General features: G+C 72.9%; 12 protein-coding genes. 2 read left to right on the top strand and 10 right to left on the bottom strand.

The annotated features are described in order from the left end of the window. Window positions 1–51: 51 nt before the first annotated feature. From RM844_RS23690 to RM844_RS23710, 5 genes are all read right to left on the bottom strand, one after another. A complete protein-coding gene (locus RM844_RS23690; protein ID WP_311669382.1) occupies window positions 52–900 on the bottom strand; it encodes a GNAT family N-acetyltransferase in 849 nt (282 codons plus the stop codon). 91 nt (window positions 901–991) lie between these two features. Next, on the bottom strand, window positions 992–2,146 hold the full coding sequence (gene ispG / locus RM844_RS23695) for a flavodoxin-dependent (E)-4-hydroxy-3-methylbut-2-enyl-diphosphate synthase (RefSeq protein ID WP_311669383.1): 1,155 nt from the start codon (window positions 2,144–2,146) through the stop codon (window positions 992–994). Between the two features lie 74 nt (window positions 2,147–2,220). Continuing rightward, window positions 2,221–3,525 carry a M50 family metallopeptidase gene (locus tag RM844_RS23700; RefSeq protein WP_311669384.1) on the bottom strand — a complete coding sequence of 435 codons (1,305 nt, stop codon included), beginning with the start codon at window positions 3,523–3,525 and terminating at the stop codon, window positions 2,221–2,223. A gap of 79 nt (window positions 3,526–3,604) precedes the next feature. Next, window positions 3,605–4,879 (bottom strand): 1-deoxy-D-xylulose-5-phosphate reductoisomerase, encoded by a 1,275-nt coding sequence (gene dxr, locus RM844_RS23705; RefSeq protein WP_311669385.1) that lies wholly within the window; start codon window positions 4,877–4,879, stop codon window positions 3,605–3,607. A 74-nt stretch (window positions 4,880–4,953) separates the two neighbouring features. Continuing rightward, window positions 4,954–6,873 carry an acyl-CoA dehydrogenase family protein gene (locus tag RM844_RS23710; protein WP_311669386.1) on the bottom strand — a complete coding sequence of 640 codons (1,920 nt, stop codon included), beginning with the start codon at window positions 6,871–6,873 and terminating at the stop codon, window positions 4,954–4,956. 396 nt (window positions 6,874–7,269) lie between these two features. Here RM844_RS23710 and RM844_RS23715 point away from each other — a divergent pair, with 396 nt between their 5' ends. Beyond that, window positions 7,270–8,304 carry a LacI family DNA-binding transcriptional regulator gene (locus tag RM844_RS23715; protein ID WP_311669387.1) on the top strand — a complete coding sequence of 345 codons (1,035 nt, stop codon included), beginning with the start codon at window positions 7,270–7,272 and terminating at the stop codon, window positions 8,302–8,304. 78 nt (window positions 8,305–8,382) lie between these two features. On the opposite strand, the gene RM844_RS23720 is transcribed toward RM844_RS23715, so the two are convergent. From RM844_RS23720 to RM844_RS23740, 5 genes are read right to left on the bottom strand one after another with little or no spacing between them, the layout of a single operon-like run. Further along, entirely contained in the window at window positions 8,383–9,096 is a 714-nt protein-coding gene (locus tag RM844_RS23720; protein ID WP_311669388.1) for a GH12 family glycosyl hydrolase domain-containing protein, read from the bottom strand. 10 nt (window positions 9,097–9,106) lie between these two features. Continuing rightward, a complete protein-coding gene (locus RM844_RS23725) occupies window positions 9,107–11,107 on the bottom strand; it encodes a beta-galactosidase (protein ID WP_311669389.1) in 2,001 nt (666 codons plus the stop codon). Window positions 11,108–11,140: 33 nt separating this feature from the next. Continuing rightward, window positions 11,141–12,079, bottom strand: a complete 939-nt coding sequence (locus RM844_RS23730) for a carbohydrate ABC transporter permease (protein ID WP_311669390.1) — start codon at window positions 12,077–12,079, stop codon at window positions 11,141–11,143. Next, window positions 12,076–13,137: an ABC transporter permease gene (locus tag RM844_RS23735; RefSeq protein WP_311669391.1), complete on the bottom strand. Its 1,062-nt coding sequence runs from the start codon at window positions 13,135–13,137 to the stop codon at window positions 12,076–12,078. Before RM844_RS23735 ends, RM844_RS23730 begins: the two co-directional genes overlap by 4 nt. A 35-nt stretch (window positions 13,138–13,172) precedes the next feature. Then, window positions 13,173–14,843, bottom strand: coding sequence for an extracellular solute-binding protein (locus tag RM844_RS23740; protein ID WP_311669392.1), 1,671 nt, complete (start codon window positions 14,841–14,843; stop codon window positions 13,173–13,175). Between the two features lie 304 nt (window positions 14,844–15,147). Here RM844_RS23740 and RM844_RS23745 point away from each other — a divergent pair, with 304 nt between their 5' ends. Continuing rightward, window positions 15,148–17,997 (top strand): glycoside hydrolase family 3 C-terminal domain-containing protein, encoded by a 2,850-nt coding sequence (locus tag RM844_RS23745; RefSeq protein WP_311669393.1) that lies wholly within the window; start codon window positions 15,148–15,150, stop codon window positions 17,995–17,997. Window positions 17,998–18,025 lie beyond the last annotated feature (28 nt).

Consider the following 18,025-nt stretch of genomic DNA (forward strand, 5'->3'; position numbering starts at 1 on the left):
GGACGGCTCGGGGCGGCGCCGCGGCGGGGCGGGCGGGGCCGGGCGTCGGAATCAGAAGAGGACGCTCATCAGGGCGCCGCTCTCGGTGAAGCCGAGCCGCCGGTAGACGGCGAGCGCCGGGGTGTTGAAGTCGTTGGCGTAGAGGCTGACCAGGGGGGCGGTCTCGCCGATGGCGTGCCGCAGCACGGTGGCCAGGCCCCGGGTGGCGAGGCCCTCGCCCCGCCGGTCGGGGGCCGTCCAGACGCCCTGGAGCTGGCAGGTCTGGGGGGTGACGGCGCCGATCTCCGCCTTGAAGACCACCCGGCCGTCCTCCACCCGGGCGAAGCAGCGGCCGGCCCCGACGATCTCGGCGACCCGGGCCTGGTAGGTCAGCCCGCCGTCGTCGGCGTCCAGCGGGGAGATGCCGACCTCCTCGGTGAACATGTCGACCGCGGCGGGCAACACCAGCTCCATCTCGTCGCGGCGCATCCGGCGCACCAGGGGGTCGGGGGTGATGTCGGCCGGCGGGGTGTCGACCACCAGCAGGGGCTGGCGGCGGCGCAGTTCCCTGGCCGGGCCCCAGTGCGGCTCCAGCAGGCTCCACAGCCGGGCGGTCGGGGCGACCGGGCCGACGATGGACGAGCAGCGCCGGCCCTGACCGCGGGCGCGGGCGGCGAAGGCGGTGACGGCCTCGTCGTCGGCCTGGATGGGCACCAGGTTGGCGCCCGCGTAGCAGAGCGCGGCCAGCCGGCTGTCCCGGTAGTGGCCCCACATCTCGCCGCCCAGGTAGGGCGGTTCGAGGCGGGAGTCGAGGACCCGGGCGGTGACGAAGGCGTTGGCCACCGGGTCCTCGTTGAGCACGGCCAGCGCCTGGCCCAGCTCGGCGGGGCCGAGGAGGCGGACGGAAGGGGTGGTCAACACGGGGACGCCTCGCGGTCGCGGTGACGATGGTGCCCGCACTGTACCCCGGTCGCCAGCCGGGCACCCAGGGGTGCCCGGCGGCGGATCCGGCTCAGCTGACGGCCACCTGGGGCTCGCCCGAGGCGACGCCGTCGCGCTCCATCTGCTCGGCGATCTTCATCGCCTCCTCGATCAGGGTCTCGACGATCTTCGACTCCGGGACGGTCTTGATGACCTCGCCCTTGACGAAGATCTGGCCCTTGCCGTTGCCGGAGGCGACCCCGAGGTCGGCCTCGCGGGCCTCCCCCGGGCCGTTGACGACGCAGCCCATCACGGCGACCCGGAGCGGCACCTCCATGCCGGTCAGGCCCGCGGTGACCTCCTCGGCCAGCTTGTAGACGTCCACCTGGGCCCGGCCGCAGGACGGGCAGGAGACGATCTCCAGGCCGCGCTGGCGGAGGTTGAGGGACTCCAGGATCTGGCAGCCGACCTTGACCTCCTCGACCGGCGGCGCGGAGAGCGAGACCCGGATGGTGTCGCCGATGCCCTCGCTGAGCAGCGCGCCGAAGGCGACCGCCGACTTGATGGTGCCCTGGAAGGCCGGGCCGGCCTCGGTGACGCCGAGGTGCAGCGGGTAGTCACACTGGGCGGCCAGCTGGCGGTAGGCGTTGACCATGACCACCGGGTCGTTGTGCTTGACCGAGATCTTGATGTCCCGGAAGCCGTGCTCCTCGAAGAGCGAGCACTCCCACAGCGCGGACTCCACCAGCGCCTCGGGGGTCGCCTTGCCGTACTTGGCCAGCAGTCGCTTGTCCAGCGAGCCGGCGTTCACGCCGATCCGGATCGGCGTGCCGGCCTCGCCGGCGGCCTTGGCGATCTCACGCACCTTGTCGTCGAACTGCTTGATGTTGCCCGGGTTGACCCGGACCGCGGCGCAGCCGGCGTCGATCGCGGCGAACACGTACTTCGGTTGGAAGTGGATGTCCGCGATCACCGGGATCTGCGACTTGCGCGCGATGGTGGCCAGCGCGTCCGCGTCGTCCTGGGTGGGGCAGGCCACCCGGACGATCTGGCAGCCGGACGCGGTCAGCTCGGCGATCTGTTGCAGGGTCGCGCCGATGTCCGAGGTCCTGGTGGTGGTCATCGACTGCACCGAGACCGGGGCGTCACCCCCCACCGGCACGGAGCCGACGTGTATCTGCCGGCTGGCTCGGCGCTCGGCGAGCCTGGTCGGTACGGACGGAATTCCCAGCGAGATGGCTGTCATGGATGCGTGCAACCCCACGGTGCGGATCATGGTCCCGAACTTGGGCGGGCTCCGGCTTCAGAGCCTACGGCACCTCACCCGGCCAGCCGGACGGGGCTGACGATATCGGCCGCCAGCACCAGCAGGGTGAAGCAGATGAACACCCCCGCCACCACATACGCCAACGGCATGAGTTTGGCGACGTCGAACGGCCCGGGATCGGGTCGGCGGGTGAGCCGGGCGGTGTGCCTGCGCAGCGACTCCCAGAGCGCGCCGGCGATGTGGCCGCCGTCCAGCGGGAGCAGCGGCAGCATGTTGAACAGGAAGAGCGAGAGGTTGAACCCGGCCACCAGGAAGAGCGCCGTGGCCACCTGCTGACTGGCCGGAATCTCCAGGGTGAAGATCTCGCCGCCGACCCGGGCGGCGCCGACCACGCCCATCGGGCCCTCCTGGTCGCGCTCCTCCTTGCCGGTGATCGCGTGCCAGAGGTTGGGGATCTTGGACGGCAGGGCGACCATGGCGTCGACGCCGGTGCTCATGATGTCGCCCATGCGGTCCACGGCCTGCGGGAAGTCCTGTCGGACGATGCCGCTGGCCGGGGAGAAGCCGAGGAACCCGGCGGTGATGAACTCGCCCTCGACCAGGCCGCCGGCGCCGTCGGTCTTGCCGACCTGGTTCTCGATGAGGTTGGCGTGCAGGTCCAGCCGCTCGCCGTCGCGCTCCACGGTGATGGTGGCCGGGCCGACGGTGTCCCTGATGCTCTGCTGGAGCGGGCCCCACTCGTCGACCGGCTCGCCGTTGAAGGCGACGATCTGGTCGCCGTTGCGCAGGCCGGCCTCGGCGGCCGGGGCCGGGGTGTCGCCGGCGCGGCAGTCCCTGGGCTCCTCGCTCTGGGCGATCACGCACTCGGAGACGCTGGCCACCGTCGTGGTCTGGGTGCTGATGCCGAAGCCCATCAGCACGCCGAGGAAGATCACCACGGCGAGGATGAGGTTCATCGCCGGGCCGGCGAACATCACGATGACCCGCTGCCAGGGCTTGCGGGTGTAGAAGAGGCGCTTCTCGTCGCCGGGCTGGAGCTCCTCGAAGGCGGCCGCCCTGGCGTCCTCGATCATGCCGCGGAACGGGGAGGTGGAGCGCTTCCTGATGGCGCCGTCCTCGCCGGGCGGGAACATGCCGATCATCCGGATGTAGCCGCCCAGCGGCACCGCCTTGACGCCGTACTCGGTCTCGCCGCGGCGCCGGGAGAAGATCGTCGGCCCGAAGCCGACCATGAACTGCGGCACCCGGACGCCGAACAGCTTGGCGGTCGAGAAGTGTCCCAACTCGTGCCAGGCGATGGAGAAGAGCAGTCCGAAGACGAACAGGAGTATGCCGATGAGGAACATCAGAGCCGTCATACCGTCATCTCCTGGGTCGCCGATCGCCACGGCCGCGGGCGGCCCGCGGGCTCCGGCCAGCTGGCCGGCACCGCGTCGTTCACCGCCGTGCCTCCGTCGTGCTGCCGCCGGGGTGGCTCCCGACCAGCTCGCGGGCGCGCCGCCGCGCCGCGCGCTCCGCTTCGAGGACGTCCGAGAGGGTCAGTGAGGTTCCCGAACCGTCACCGCCCTGCTCGTCCACCACCCGCGCCACGGTGTCCACGATGCCGGTGAACGGCAGCCGGCCGGCGAGGAAGGCGTCCACGCACTCCTCGTTGGCCGCGTTGAACACCGCGGGTGCGGTACCCCCGAGGCTACCGACCCGGCGGGCCAGCGGCACCGAGGGGAAGGCATCGGTGTCCAGGGGGAGGAACTCCCAGCGGTGCGCCGTGCTCCAGTCGCAGCCGGGGGCGGCCTCGGGCACCCGGTCCGGCCAGCCGAGACCGAGCGCGATCGGCATCCGCATGTCCGGCGGGCTGACCTGGGCCAGCGTGGAGCCGTCCACGAACTCCACCATCGAGTGAACATAGGACTGGGGGTGGACGACGACGTCGATCCGGTCGAACGGGATGCCGTAGAGGAGGTGTGCCTCGATCACCTCAAGGCCCTTGTTGACCAGGGTCGCGGAGTTGACGGTGATCACCGGGCCCATCTGCCAGGTGGGGTGGGCCAGCGCGTCCTCGGGGGTGACCTGGGCCAGCTCGGCGCGGCTGCGACCGCGGAACGGGCCGCCGCTGGCGGTGACCACCAGCCGCCGCACCTCGGCCCGGGTGCCGCCGAGCAGCGCCTGGAAGAGGGCCGAGTGCTCGGAGTCCACGGGGATGATCTGACCGGGCTTGGCCAGCTCGGTGACCAGCGGGCCGCCGACGATCAACGACTCCTTGTTGGCCAGCGCCAGCAGGTGGCCGGCGGCGAGCGCGGCCAGGGTGGGGGCCAGCCCGATGGAGCCGGTGATGCCGTTGAGCACGGTGTGGCAGGGGCGGGAGGCCAGCTCGGCGGCGGCGTCCGGGCCGGCGAGCACCTCGGGCAGCGGGACGCCGACGCCGTACTGGGCGCGCAGCGCCTGGCGGAGGGCGTCGGCCAGCTCCGGCCTGGCCACGGCGACCGTGCCCACCCGCAGCCGGTGCGCCTGGCCGGCGAGGAGCTCCAGGCGGTCGCCGCCGGCGGACAGCCCGGTGACCCGGAAGCGGTCCGGGTTGCGCAGCACCACGTCGATGGCCTGGGTGCCGATGGAACCGGTGGAGCCGAGGATCACCACCTCGCGTGGCCCCTCGGGCGGTGGCTGGGCCGGGTACCTGAGATGCGGGTCGGCGAGACAGACGGGGCTCTCGGTCATCTGCCCATTGTCCCCGGGCCGGCGCGCCGTCCCGCGCCGGGGCGGTGGGAACAGTTGACGCGCGGGTGGGCCGCTCAGGCCCGCGGGACGGGGCGGTGCAGGTTGGGGTGCGGGGACGGGCCCTGGCCGGTCTCGGCGACCCAGGGACCGGGGGCGGAGTGGTCCTCGACGCCGGCTTCCAGCCAGGTGTGCCGGCCCTCCAGCACGGCGGTGGCGAGCCGGCCGTCCACGCCGTCGGTGTTGTGCCACAGCCGCGGGAACAGCTCCTCGATCCGCTGGTGCGCCTGGCGGCAGAAGGCGTCAGCGAGCTGGTAGGCCTCCAGGCCGCTCTCGCCGCGGGCGCGGAGCCGCTCGGCGTGCACGCAGGCGGCGGTGCTGGCGAACAGCTCGGCGCCGATGTCCACCACCCGGCCGAGGAAGCCCTGCCGCTGCTGGAGGCGGCCCTGCCAGCGGGTCATCCCGTAGAAGACGGACCGGGCCAGCCGGCGCGCGGTGCGCTCGACGTAGCGCAGGTGGAGCGAGAGGTCGGGGTGGCCGGAGATACGGAAGTCGCCGTAGGAGAGCGGGAGTTGTCCGCGTCCGGTGGCCAGGGTCGGGAGCCAGCGGACATAGAAGCCGCCGGCCGCGACGGCGGCCCGGCGCTTGCGGTTGTGGTTGGCCTCGGGGGCGACCAGGTCGCCGGCGACCCTGAGGTGGGCGTCGACCGCCTCGCGGGCGATCAGCAGCCGCATGATCTCGCTGGAGCCCTCGAAGATCCGGTTGATCCTGGTGTCCCTGAGCAGTTGCTCGACGGGGACGCCGCGTTCGCCGCGGGCGGTGAGCGAGTCCGCGGTCTCGAAGCCGCGGCCGCCGCGGATCTGGACCAGGTCGTCGACGATCCGCCAGGTCATCTCGCTGCCGAAGAGCTTGGCGAGGGCGGCCTCGACGCGGATGTCGGTGCGCGCCTCGTCGGCCAGCTCGCCGGCCAGCTCGACCACGGCCTCCAGCGCGAAGGTGGTGGCGGCGACGAAGGCGAGCTTGCCGGCGACGGCCTCGTGCTGGCCGATCGGGCGGCCCCACTGGACGCGTTCCGCCGACCACTCGCGGGCGATCCGCAGGCTCCACCGGCAGGCGCCGACGCACATCGCGGGCAGTGCCAGCCGGCCGGTGTCGAGGGTGCTCAGGGCGATCCGCAGGCCGGCGCCCTCCTCGCCGATCCGCTGGCCGGCGGGGACCCGCACCCGGTGCAGCCGGGTGACGCCGTTCTCGATGCCGCGCAGGCCCATGAAGGTGTTGCGGGCCTCGACGGTGACGCCCGGCGCGTCGGCCTCGACCACGAAGGCGGTGATGCCGCCGACGTGGCCCGGCGTCTCCGGCACCCGGGCGAGGACCACCAGGAGTTCGGCGATCGGGCCGTTGGTGGTCCACAGCTTGGTGCCGTCCAGCAGGTAGTCGTCGCCGTCGGGGGTGGCGGTGGCGCCGAGCCGGGCGGGGTCGGAGCCGACGTCGGGCTCGGTCAGCAGGAAGGCGGAGACGGCGCCGGCGGCGCAGCGCGGCAGGTAGGCGCGGCGCTGCTCCTCGGTGCCGAAGAGGGCCAGCGGCTGGGGAACGCCGATGGACTGGTGCGCGGAGAGCAGCGCGCCGAGGGCGGGGCTGGCGGTGCCGAGCAGGGCGAGGGCCCGCCCGTAGGTGACGTGGTCGAGGCCGAGGCCGCCGTACTCGGGGGCGATCCGCATGCCGAAGGCGCCCAACGCGCGCAGCTCGTTGACCACCTCGTCGGGGACCCTGGCCGCCCGTTCGATGGCGGCCGGGTCGAGCCGGGTGGTGACGAACTCGGTGAGCCGGGCGAGGAAGCGCTCGCCCTCGGCCCTGGCGCCCACGGTCGGCTCGGGGCCGGGCTGGAGCAGGTCGAGCCGGAGCCGGCCGAGGAACAGCTCCCGGGCGAAGCCGGGGCGGGTCCGGCCGCCGGCGCGGGCCGCCTCGGCGACTCTCCGGGCCTCCTCTTCACTGGTCATCGCTCGGTCACCTCACCGTCGTGGTGGAACGTGGGTGGGACTGGGGCCTCTCTCTCGGGTCCTCGCGGGCTCGCGACGATCCGAGGGAGAGACCCCCGGGCCCCGAACGGGGCGCCCGGCCGGCCGCGGGCCGACACCGACTACCGGTGGCTATGTACCCGTTACGCGGGGGATCGCACCCCTTCCCCGGGGTTTTCCGGGTGTGTGTACCGGGAGTTGAAGCGCTTCAACAGATCTCTGGACACCCCACCGTGGCCGGTCTAAGGTCAACGGCACCACGTGCGGCGAGCTGCCGGGTCGCCCGTCGAAGCGCTTCACAGGAGACGCTTCCCGGAGACCTCCGGCGCCTTCGGTCCGCCGCCCCCCACGGTGCACCGGGAGAGAACGGGAGAGTTTATGGTCACCCTCGCCGAGGTCGCCCGGCACGCCGGCGTCTCCGCCAGCACGGTGAGCTACGTCCTCAGCGGCAAACGGACCATCTCCACCCCCACCCGGGAGCGGGTGGAGCGCAGCATCAGGGAGTTGGGGTACCACCCGAACGCCGGGGCCAGGGCCCTGGCCAGCAGCAAGTCCAACATCATCGCGCTGATGATGCCCCTTCGGACTGACATGTACCTGCCGGTCATGATGGAGATCGCCATCGCGGTGGCCACCACCGCGCGCGAGCACGCGCACGACGTGCTGCTGCTGACCGGCCAGGAGGGCCCGGAGGCGGCCCGACGGGTGGTGGGCAGCGGGTTGGCCGACGCGATGATCCTGATGGACGTCGAGCTGGAGGACCAGCGGCTGCCGCTGGTCCGGGTCACCCCCCGGCCGGCCGTGCTGATCGGACTGCCCTCCGACACCACCGGACTGACCTGCGTCGACCTGGACTTCGCCGCCACCGGCCGGCGCTGCGTCGACCACCTGGCCGAGCTGGGCCACCGGGAGATCGCCGTGGTGGGCGAGGCCGCCGCGGTCTACGAGCGGCGCACCGGCTTCGCCGAGCGGACGGTGCGCGGGGTGCGGGAGCGCGCCGAGGAGCTGGGCACCCGGGTGCTGCACCGGCCGTGCGACGGCTCCTACGAGTCGGTCGCCGGCACGCTCGCCCGGATCTTCGACGAGCGGCCCGGCACCACCGGCATCGTGGTGCAGAACGAGGCGGCGATCGAGCCGCTGCTCAGCCTGCTGCGGCAGCAGGGGCGGGCGGTGCCGGAGGACGTCTCGGTGATGGCCGTCTGCCCCGAGCAGGTGGCGGCCGGCACCTCGGTGCCGCTGACCTCGGTGGCGATACCGGCCCAGGAGATGGGCCGGCTCGCCGTCGAGCTGGTGATGGCCAGGGCCGACGCGGGGGCCGGCCGGGACCAGGCCGCGGTGCCGCCGCGGATCGAGCTGCTGCCGCCAACCCTCACCGTGCGCGGCAGCACGGGCCCGGCGCCGACGCCCCGCTGACCCACGAAAGCGGGCCACCGCCCCGGGGGTTCCCCGGGGCGGTGGTCCGGCCGGCGGTGTCGGTCGGGCGAGGGCGGCTCAGTCGTGGGTGACCCGGAAGTCGTTGGTGACGAACTCCAGGCCGCCGGCGGACGAGGTGATCTCGTAGCCGAACTGCACGTCCCCGATGACCTCGTCCTGGCTCATCCAGCCGCGCTCGGTGATCCAGTCCAGGATCGGCAGGATGTCCACCTCACCCGCGGTGGAGTCGCCGTGCCGGAGGAACGAGTAGACGTTGTTGTGCCCGTTGCTGCCGTGGTAGACGTCCCAGGTGTGGCCGCCGAGGGTGGCCTCCCCGACCGGCTCGCCCAGCGGGCCGACCGGTCCGGTCCAGTTCATCCAGAGCATGATCTCGTGCTCGTAGTTCTCGTCCCAGACGTCGTAGGCCGTGTTGTAGGCCCCGGCGTCCGGGACCGTCACGTCGTAGGCGCTGGTGAGCGTCCCTATCTCGGCGATCGGCTCGCCGACGATCCACTTGGCGTTGGGGTAGGACTTGATGCCGCCGGTGTCGGGGTGGTCGGCGGTCACCGACCAGCTGGCGCCGGAGTCGGCGGCGACACACTGGGTGCCGGCGCCGGAGCCCCAGATGTTGTTGTAGACGATGTAGCCGTCGTCCGTCGTCCAGTTGCCCCACTGTTCGCAGGACTCCCAGACGGCGGCGTTCGCGGTCCCGGCCGACAGGCCGACCACGGTGGCCAGCGCGACGGCGGGGGCGAGCACCAGGGTGCGCGCCTTCGGGATGCGGCGGTTCATTGCGGCTCCTTCACTGTGTGGGGGTGAGGACGGCCGCTCCTCTCCGGTCGAGCGTGACCTCGCGCGGGTGGGAGTGGCCGGTGAGCAGGTCGGTCTGGGGGGACGGGAGGGGAACGGTGACCGGCTCGGTGGTGTGGTTCAGCAGGAACAGCGCCGGGCCGCGGCGGACGGCCTCCACGCCGTCCGGCAGTCCCGGCAGGACGGGGGTGACGCCGGCGGCCCCGGCGGCCTCGGCCAACAGGTCGGCCAGCGCCTCGGGGCGCGGTTGCGTCGACAGGTACCAGGCGGTGCCCGCGCCGCGCCGGGCGCGGGTGACGGCCGGGCCGCCGGCCAGCTCGCCCTCGGCGTAGCGGACCAGCACCTCGGCGTCGGCCGGCTCCAGCTCCTCGCTCCAGCGGACGCCGTGGGCGCCGTCGTCCAGCCGGACGGTGTCGCCGGCCGGCAGCGGCCACCACTCGTGGACGGTCGCCAGGCCGAGCAGCTCGCGCAGCTCGGGGGCCAGCCCACCGGGCCTGATCCGGTCGTCCTGGTCGGCGATGCCGGAGAAGAACCCGCAGACCAGGGTGCCGCCGCCGTGCACGAACTCGACGAGTCCGGCCAGCGCGGCGTCGCTGAGCAGCGGCAGGTGCGGCAGCACCACCATCCGGTAGCCGCTGAGGTCGGCCTCCGGGTGGGCCAGGTCGCAGGTGAGGTTGCGGCGCCAGAGCGCGTGGTGCCACTCGGAGAGCAGCTCCCGGTAGTCGATCTCGTTGGACGGGCGGCCCGGCTGCTGGCTGGCCCACCAGGACGACCAGTCGTGGAGCACGGCGATCTCGGCGTCCCGCACCGGCTCGCCGACCAGCCCGGCCAGCCGCGCCAGCTCCGCGCCGAGGGCCTGGACGCGGCCGAAGCCGCGGGAGCCGGCGCCGGCGTGCGGCAGCATCGCCGAGTGGAACTTCTCGCTGCCCTGCCGGGAGGCCCGCCACTGGAAGAAGCAGACCCCGTCGGCGCCCCTGGCCACCGACTGGAGCGACCACAGGCGGGTCACGCCGGCCGGCTTGGGCCGGTTGACCGGCCGGAAGTTGACGGCGGAGGCGGCCTGTTCCATCAGCAGCCAGGAGCCGCCGCCGGCCTGCGACCTGGTGAGGTCGGCGACCAGCGCGCCGTGCGCCGGGCCGGCCGGGTCGCGCCAGTCCACGGCCGGGTCCGGATAGACGTCGACCGAGATCACGTCCTGTTCCGGCGCCCAGCGCCAGCCGTCCAGGCCGGCGAAGAGCGGCATCTGGTTGGTGGTCACCGGCACGCCCGGGCTGTGCGCGGTCACGATGTCCCGCTCGGCCTGGAAGCACTCCAGCAGCGCGTCGCTGGTGAACCGGCGGAAGTCCAGCGACTGGGTCGGGTTGATCAGGTACTGGGCCCGGCGCGGCGGGATGACCTCCGACCAGTCGTCGTAGCGCTGGCTCCAGAAGGCGGTGCCCCAGGCCTCGTTGAGGGCGTCCAGGTCGCCGTACCTGGCGGCCAGCCAGCGGCGGAAGTGGGCGGCCGTCTCGTCGCAGTAACAGACCGTGCCGTACTCGTTGTTGATGTGCCACAGCCGCAGCGCCGGGTGCTGGCCGTAGCGGGCGGCCAGGTCGGTGGTGATCGCGGCGGCGTGCTCCCGGTAGACCGGGGACGAGGCGCAGAACTGGTTGCGGGCGCCGTACCAGACCACCCCGCCGTGCTGGTCGCGCGGCAGGGTCTCCGGGTGGCGGGCGCCCAGCCAGGGCGGCGGGGAGGCCGTCGGGGTGGCCAGGCAGACCCCGATGCCGGCCTCGTGCAGCCCGTCGAGCACCCGGTCCAGCCAGCCGAACTCCCGTGCTCCCGGGCGGGGTTCGAGGGTGGCCCAGGAGAAGACGCCGACGGTGGCGACGTTGACGCCGGCCTCCCGCATCAGCTTGATGTCCTCGCGCCAGACCGACTCCGGCCACTGTTCCGGGTTGTAGTCGCCGCCGAAGAGCAGCCGGCCGCGGGTCGCGTCCGTGAGCGCTGGCATGGAACCACGTCTCCTGTCGTTCGCGGGCGCCGGTCAGCCCTTGACGGCGCCGATCAGCATGCCCTTCTTGAAATGTCGCTGGACGAACGGGGAGAGTACGGCAACCGGGAGCAGAGCCAGCACCATTACCGCAGTCTGGACAGCCAGGCTGGGGATCTGCCCGGTGCCGATCACCTGGGCCATGCCGGCGGGGCGCTCGCCCTCGATCACGATCTGCTGGAGGACGTTCTGCAGCGGCAGCTTCTCCTGGTCCTGGATGTAGATGAAGCCGTTGAACCAGTTGCTCCAGTAGCCGACCGCGTAGAAGAGGGAGATCACCGCGAGGACCGCGCGGGAGAGCGGCAGCACGATCTGCCACAGGATGCGGAACTCCCCCGCCCCGTCGATCCGGGCGCTGTCCACGATCTCCTGGCCGACGTTCATGAAGAACGCGCGGAGCACCAGGATGTTGAAGACGTTGACCGCCATCGGCAGGATCAGCGCGGCGTAGCTGTTCATCAGGCCGAGGGTCTGGATGAGCAGGTAGGTGGGGATCAGCCCGGCGCCGCCGAAGAACATGGTGGCCAGCAGGGTCATCAGCAGCGGGCGGTGCCACAGCGAGCCCATCCGGGACAGCCCGTAGGCGGCCAGCACCGAGATGGTCATGCTGAACAGGGTGCCGACCACGGTGATGCCCACCGCGATCACCATGGACCGCGCCACCTGCCCGCCGCTGAGCAGTTCCTCGTAGGCGGCGAAGGTCAGCCCGCCGCTGGGCCAGAGCACCAGGCCGCCGGCGTCGGAGATGGCCTGGGCGTCGGAGAGGCTGGTGACCACGACGATCCACAGCGGGAAGAGCACCGCGAGCAGCGCGATGGACAGGATGGCGCCCTTGGCGGCGAGCCCGACCCTGGTGGGCGGCTCCTCCCAGACCGGCCTGCGGCGCTTGCCGATCGTCTCGTCGTCCTCGACCAGGACGCTGGTGTCACTCATCGGCGCTTGTACACCCCCTGCTCACCCATCGCGTGGGCGACTCGGTTGGCGGCCAGCACCAGCACCAGGCTGAAGATGCCCTTGACGATGCCGATGGCCGCCGCATAGCTGAACTGCCCGTTCTGGATGCCGGTGTTCCAGACGTAGGTGTCGAGCACCTCGGCGGCCCCCGGGCCGACGGCGGTTCGTTGGATCATGAACTGCTCCATGCCGACGGTCAGCATGTTGCCGACCTGGAGCACCAGCAGCAGGGCGATCACCGGACGCAGCGCGGGGAGGGTGACGTGCCAGGCGCGCCGCCAGCGGCCGGCGCCGTCCACGGCGGCCGACTCGTACAGCTCCTGGTTGACGGTGGAGAGCGCGGCGAGGAAGACGATGATGCCCCAGCCGGCGTCCTTCCAGATGACCTGGAAGGTGATCAGGAACTTGAAGAAGCCGGGGTCGGTCATCAGGTCGAAGCCGTCGTCCCAGCCGTTGTCCCGCATGGTCTGGGCGACCATGCCGGCGCCGCCGAGGATCTGCTGGAAGACCGTGATCACCAGCACCCAGGAGAAGAAGTGCGGCAGGTAGAGCACCGCCTGGGCCCAGGCCCGGACCTTGCTGTGCAGGATGCTGTTGATCAGGATCGCCAACGCGATCGGAATGGGAAAGAAGAAGAGCAGCTGAAGACCGGAGAAGACCAGCGTGTTCTGGACCGCGTCCCAGAAGTAGCTGTCGTTGACCATCCGGTCGAACTGGTCGAGTCCCACCCAGACGCTGTTGGCCATCGAGTCGAAGAACCCGTCGCCGGCGTACGGACTGAACGACTGGAAGGCGATGACGTTGCCGGCGATCGGGATGTAGGCGAAGACCAACAGCGCGATCACACAGGGCAGCGTCATGGCGATCAGCGGCCAGTCGCGGCGCAGCCGCTGCCGGAAGCCGACCCCGCCCTCCAGCCGGGGGTCGCGGCGGCGCCTGGCGCGCGGCCGGCCGACCGGCCGGCGCCCGGCCGTGGGCCGCTCGGCCGGGCGCTCCTCCTCGGGGGGTGCCGGCCGGGGAACCGTGCTGTGTGACACGGGGGCTCCTCGTGGGTGGTGGGTCGGGCGGCGGATCAGGCGGACTCTTCGTCGCGCAACCGCTGGTACCAGTCGCGCAGCTCGTCGCCGCCGTTGCGGCGCCACTCGGCCGCCGCGTCCTGCACGTCCCGGATCGAGCGGCGCCCGCGCACCACGTCGTCCTCCAGCGCCTCGAACTGGTCGTTGAGGTTGGTGAACTGGTCCGGCTCCTGGATCTGCCGGCCGTAGAAGAGCGGCTCCCGGACGTACGGCATCTGCCGCTTCAGCCAGCCCGTCTGGTCCTCCACCAGCTGCGGCACGTCGGACGCGGCGACGAAGTGCCCCGGCGTGGCGATGAAGGTGTAGGTCTCGGGGACCACCTCCTCCTCGCCCTGCGGGGTGCGCACCCGCTGCTCGTTCTCCACCGTGTAGTGCACGTCCTGCACCCCGTAGGTGCGCAGCAGCTGCTCCCTGGTGCCGTACGGCGCGGCGCAGAAGTTGGCGATCTCCAGCGCCTCCCTGATCCGCTCCTCGGGCAGGTCCTTGTTGACGAACGTCCAGATGGTGGCGCCGTTGCCGGCGTACAGCACCGGGTCGGCACCGCCGACGCCGAAGTAGTCGAAGGCGTTCATCCGGAAGTCGGGGTTGGCGGTGCGCTGTTCGGTGAGCGTGTTGTGCCAGACGCCCTGCCCGGTGTTGAACATCAGCGACTCACCCGAGGTGAAGCGGACCAGCGCGTCGCCCTGCACCGCGACCGCGTCCGGGTGCACCACGCCGGCGTCGTAGAGCCGCCGGGTCCACTCCAGCCCCTCCAGGTAGGCGTCGGTCTCGTACCGGTTGACCAGCCGGCCGTCCACCTCCTCCCAGTACTGCGGCCGCTCCGGCAGCACCCCGTGGATGATCCACGCGGACCACTTCATGTCCTCGCAGGCCCAGACCCGGTTGCGGGCCGAGGTGACGTCCTGGCAGAAGGAGAGGAACTCCTCGGCGTCGGTGGGCGGCGCCCAGCCGTTGGCCTCGAAGATGTCCTGCCGGTAGAAGGGCACCACGCCGCCGATGGGCGGGGAGGGCATCGGCAGGCCGCGCAGCGCGCCGCCGAAGACCGACGCCTCCCAGGCGGCGGTGGGCACCGCGGCGAGGTTGGGGTAGTCGAAGACCCGGTCACCGGAGAGGAAGGGACCGAGGTCGGCGAAGCGGCTGGAGATCGCCCGCGGTATCTGGCCGGTCAGCTCCCAGCCGGGGACGCAGACCAGGTCGGGGATGTCGCTGCCGGCGAGCACCGCACCCAGCTTGTCGCCGTAGGTGTTGCCGTCCTGGGTCTGCCACCTGACCCGGACCCCGATGGCCTCGTCCATCGCGGTCCAGTAGGCGTTGCCGTCGGACGGCGGGGTGCCCCACAGCGGGCTCATCACCCGGTACTCGCCGCCGTTGCCCTTGGGCTGGGGAACGGTGACGCCCAGTTCGTCCTCGGGAATGAAGGATGTGTAGCCGGGGCTCGACCCGTTCTCCGACGGGATGTCGGGCTCGACCGCGACATCGGAGGCCCGGTAGGTCGGCAGGATGCTCTCCAGCTCGTTCTCCGCGACCCTCCCCTCGCCGCCACCGCCGGCCGCGCCGTCCGAGCCGCACGCGCTCAGCAGGGGAATGCCACCCGCCGTCGCCGCCGCGGCAGCCGCCGTCGAGGTGAGGAATCGTCTCCTGCTGGGTGCGGAGGGGGAGTTCGACATGCGGAAACCCTTCAGAGGCTCGGCGCCTACGGCGACCCGCTGACTCACGCTGGTCGAAGCGCTTCGATGTTGCGCCGAGGTTAAGACCCGCCAGCGGGGCGCACAACCCCCGGTTCAGAGAAAGTTGTGGAAGCGCTCCCTCGGTTCAGACCTGAGGAAACGGCCCCGCATTTCCGCCGCTTCCACGTGGGTCTTGACAGGATGCCGACGGGAAACCGAGCATCGAAGCGCTTCGAATTCGACGCGGTAACAAGCCGGCGGACCTCCTGCCACCTGCCGCCTTTCCCTCCCTAAGGACGCTTCTGTGACTGCCCAGCGACCGCCGTTCCGCGACCCCGCGCTGACCGTCGAGGAGCGGGTCGCCGACCTGCTGGGCCGGCTGACCCTGCCGGAACGGGTCGCCCTGCTCCACCAGTTCGCGCCGGCCGTCCCCCGGCTGGGCGTCGGTGCCTTCCGCACCGGGCAGGAGGCGCTGCACGGGGTGACCTGGATGGGACGCGCCACCGTCTTCCCGCAGGCGGTCGGCCTCGGCGCCACCTGGAACCCGGAGCTGCTGCGCGAGGTCGGCGAGGCCGTCGGCCGCGAGGTGCGGGCGATGCGCGCCAAGGACCCCCGGGTGGGCCTCAACGTCTGGTCCCCCACCGTCAACCCGCTGCGCCACCCGCTGTGGGGCCGCAACGAGGAGGGCTACGCCGAGGACGCCAGGCTGACCGGCGAGCTGGCCACCGCCTACACCCGCGGCCTGGCCGGCGACCACCCGGTCTACCGGCGCACCGCGCCGGTGCTCAAGCACTGGCTGGCGCACAACCACGAGGTGGACCGGGACACCGCCAGCACCTCGCTGCGCCCGCGGGTGCTGCGCGAGTACGAGCTGCCGGCCTACGCCGGGCCGCTGCGCGCCGGCGCCGCGGCCGGCGTGATGCCCGCCTACAACCTGGTCAACGGCCGCCCCAACCACCTCTCCCCGCTGCTGGCCGAGCTGCGCGGCTGGCAGGACGAGCCGCTGGTGGTCTGCTCCGACGCCGGCGCGCCGTCCAACATCGCCGGCTCCCAGGGCTACCTGCCCGACCACGCGGCCGGCCTGGCCGCCAGCCTGCGGGCCGGCGTGGACAGCTTCACCGACCACGGCGAGGACTCGGCGCCCACGGTGGCCCGGCTGACCGAGGCGCTGGAGCGCGGGCTGATCGAGGAGGCGGACATCGACCGGGCCGCCGGCCGGCTGCTGGCGATGCGGTTCCGGCTCGGCGAGTTCGACCCGGAGCTGGACCCGTTCGCCGCCGACGACGCCCACGACACCGCCGAACACCGGGAGTTGGCACGGCTGGCCGCCGAGCAGGCGGTGGTGCTGCTGAAGAACGACGGGCTGCTGCCGCTGGCCGCCGGCCGGTCCGTCGCCGTCCTCGGGCCGCTGGCCGACGAGGTCAAGCTGGACTGGTACAGCGGCGCCCTGACGCACCGCGTCAGCCCGCTGGACGGGCTCCGCTCGCACCCCGCGACCGGCGCTGTGACCTGGCACGACGGCGCCGACGTGGTGCGGCTGCGGGCCGGCGACAGCTGGGTGGTGGTGCCGGCGGACGCCGGGGCGCCCACCGCCGACGACGCCGAGGGGGCACTGGACCCGGCGCTGCTGGCCGGCCGCACCGACCTGTCGCCGCTGACCGTCGGCCCGGCCGAAGCGGCCACCGAGCTGCGGCTGGTGGACTGGGGCGACGGGGCGGTCACCCTGAGCGCCCCCAACGGGCGGTACCTGTCGGTCGCCGAGGACGGCCTGCTGCGCGCCTCGGCCGAGCAGCCGGGCGGCTGGGTGGTCCGGGAGGTCTTCACCCTGCGGGCTCACGGTGACGGCCACCTCCTGGTGCATCGGGCGAGCGGTACCCCGGTGGTGGTCGCCGCCGAGGGGCTGAAGGTTGCCGCGCCCGGCGAGGACGGCACCGTGCTGACCGTGGAGACGGTGCGGGCGGGCACCGCCGCGGTGGCCGAGGCCGCGGCGGCGGCCGACGTGGTGGTCCTGGTGCTGGGCAACGACCCGCACATCAACGGCCGGGAGACGGAGGACCGCACCACCCTGACGCTGCCGCCGGCCCAGGAGGCGCTCTGGCGCGCGGCGCACGCCGCCAACCCCGACACCGCGCTGGTGCTCGTCTCCTCCTACCCGTACGCGGTGCCGGCCGCGGACGCGGCGCTGCCCGCGCTGCTGTGGACCGCGCACGGCGGGCAGGCCGCCGGCAGCGCGCTGGCCCGGGTGCTGCACGGCGAGGTGTCGCCGGCCGGCCGGCTGCCGCAGACCTGGTACGCGGACGACGCCGACCTGCCCGACATCCGCGACTACGACCTGATCAGCGCGCGGGCGACCTATCTCTACAGCGACGCCGAGCCGCTCTACCCGTTCGGGCACGGGCTGTCCTACACCCGCTTCGAGCACCGGGAGCTGACGGTGACCGAGGAGGCGGACGGGACGCTGCTCGCCGAGGTGACGGTGGTCAACGTCGGAGAGGTGGCCGGCGCCGAGGTGGTGCAGCTCTACGCCGGCGCCGTCGCCCCCGAACTGCCCAGGCCGCACCGCTGGTTGGTGGGTCACCAGCGGGTCGAGCTGGCGCCGGGCGAGAGCCTGCGGACCGCCCTGCGGATCGCCCCGGACGAGGCGCTGGGCCACTGGGACGTGGCGCACTCCCGCTGGACGCTGCCGCCGGGCGAGTACCGGCTGGCGGTCGGCGCCTCCAGCCGGGACCTGCGGGCCACGGTCTCCTGGCGGGTGGCGGGCGAGCCGGCCGGGCCGCGCCCGGTCCGGGAACTGGGCCTGGCCGCCGCGGACTTCGACGAGGTGTCCGGCGCCGAGCTGGTGGACCGCTCGCCGACCGAGGGGGACGCGGTCGCCCCGGCCGACCCCGCGGTGCCGGCCGAACTCCGCTACCGCGGCTGCGACCTGGCCGGCGGCGTACGCCGGGTGACGGTGTGGGCGGCCGCCCCCGCCGAGGGCGGCACGCTGACCGTGGCGCTGGCCGACGTCGAGGTGTCGGCCCGGGTGCCGGCCACCGGCGACCGGTACCGCTACCAGCCGGTGCCGGTGGAGCTGCCCCGCCAGGCGCGGGGCGTCCGGGAGCTGCGGCTGGTGCTCGGCGGCGCGGTCCGGGTGGATCGGCTGACGTTCGAGTGAGCCGCCGCGCCCGCTAAAATCCGGCGCG

It is taken from the genome of Streptomyces chisholmiae (assembly GCF_031845445.1).
In the GTDB taxonomy this organism is placed as follows: Bacteria; Actinomycetota; Actinomycetes; order Streptomycetales; family Streptomycetaceae; genus Streptomyces; species Streptomyces chisholmiae.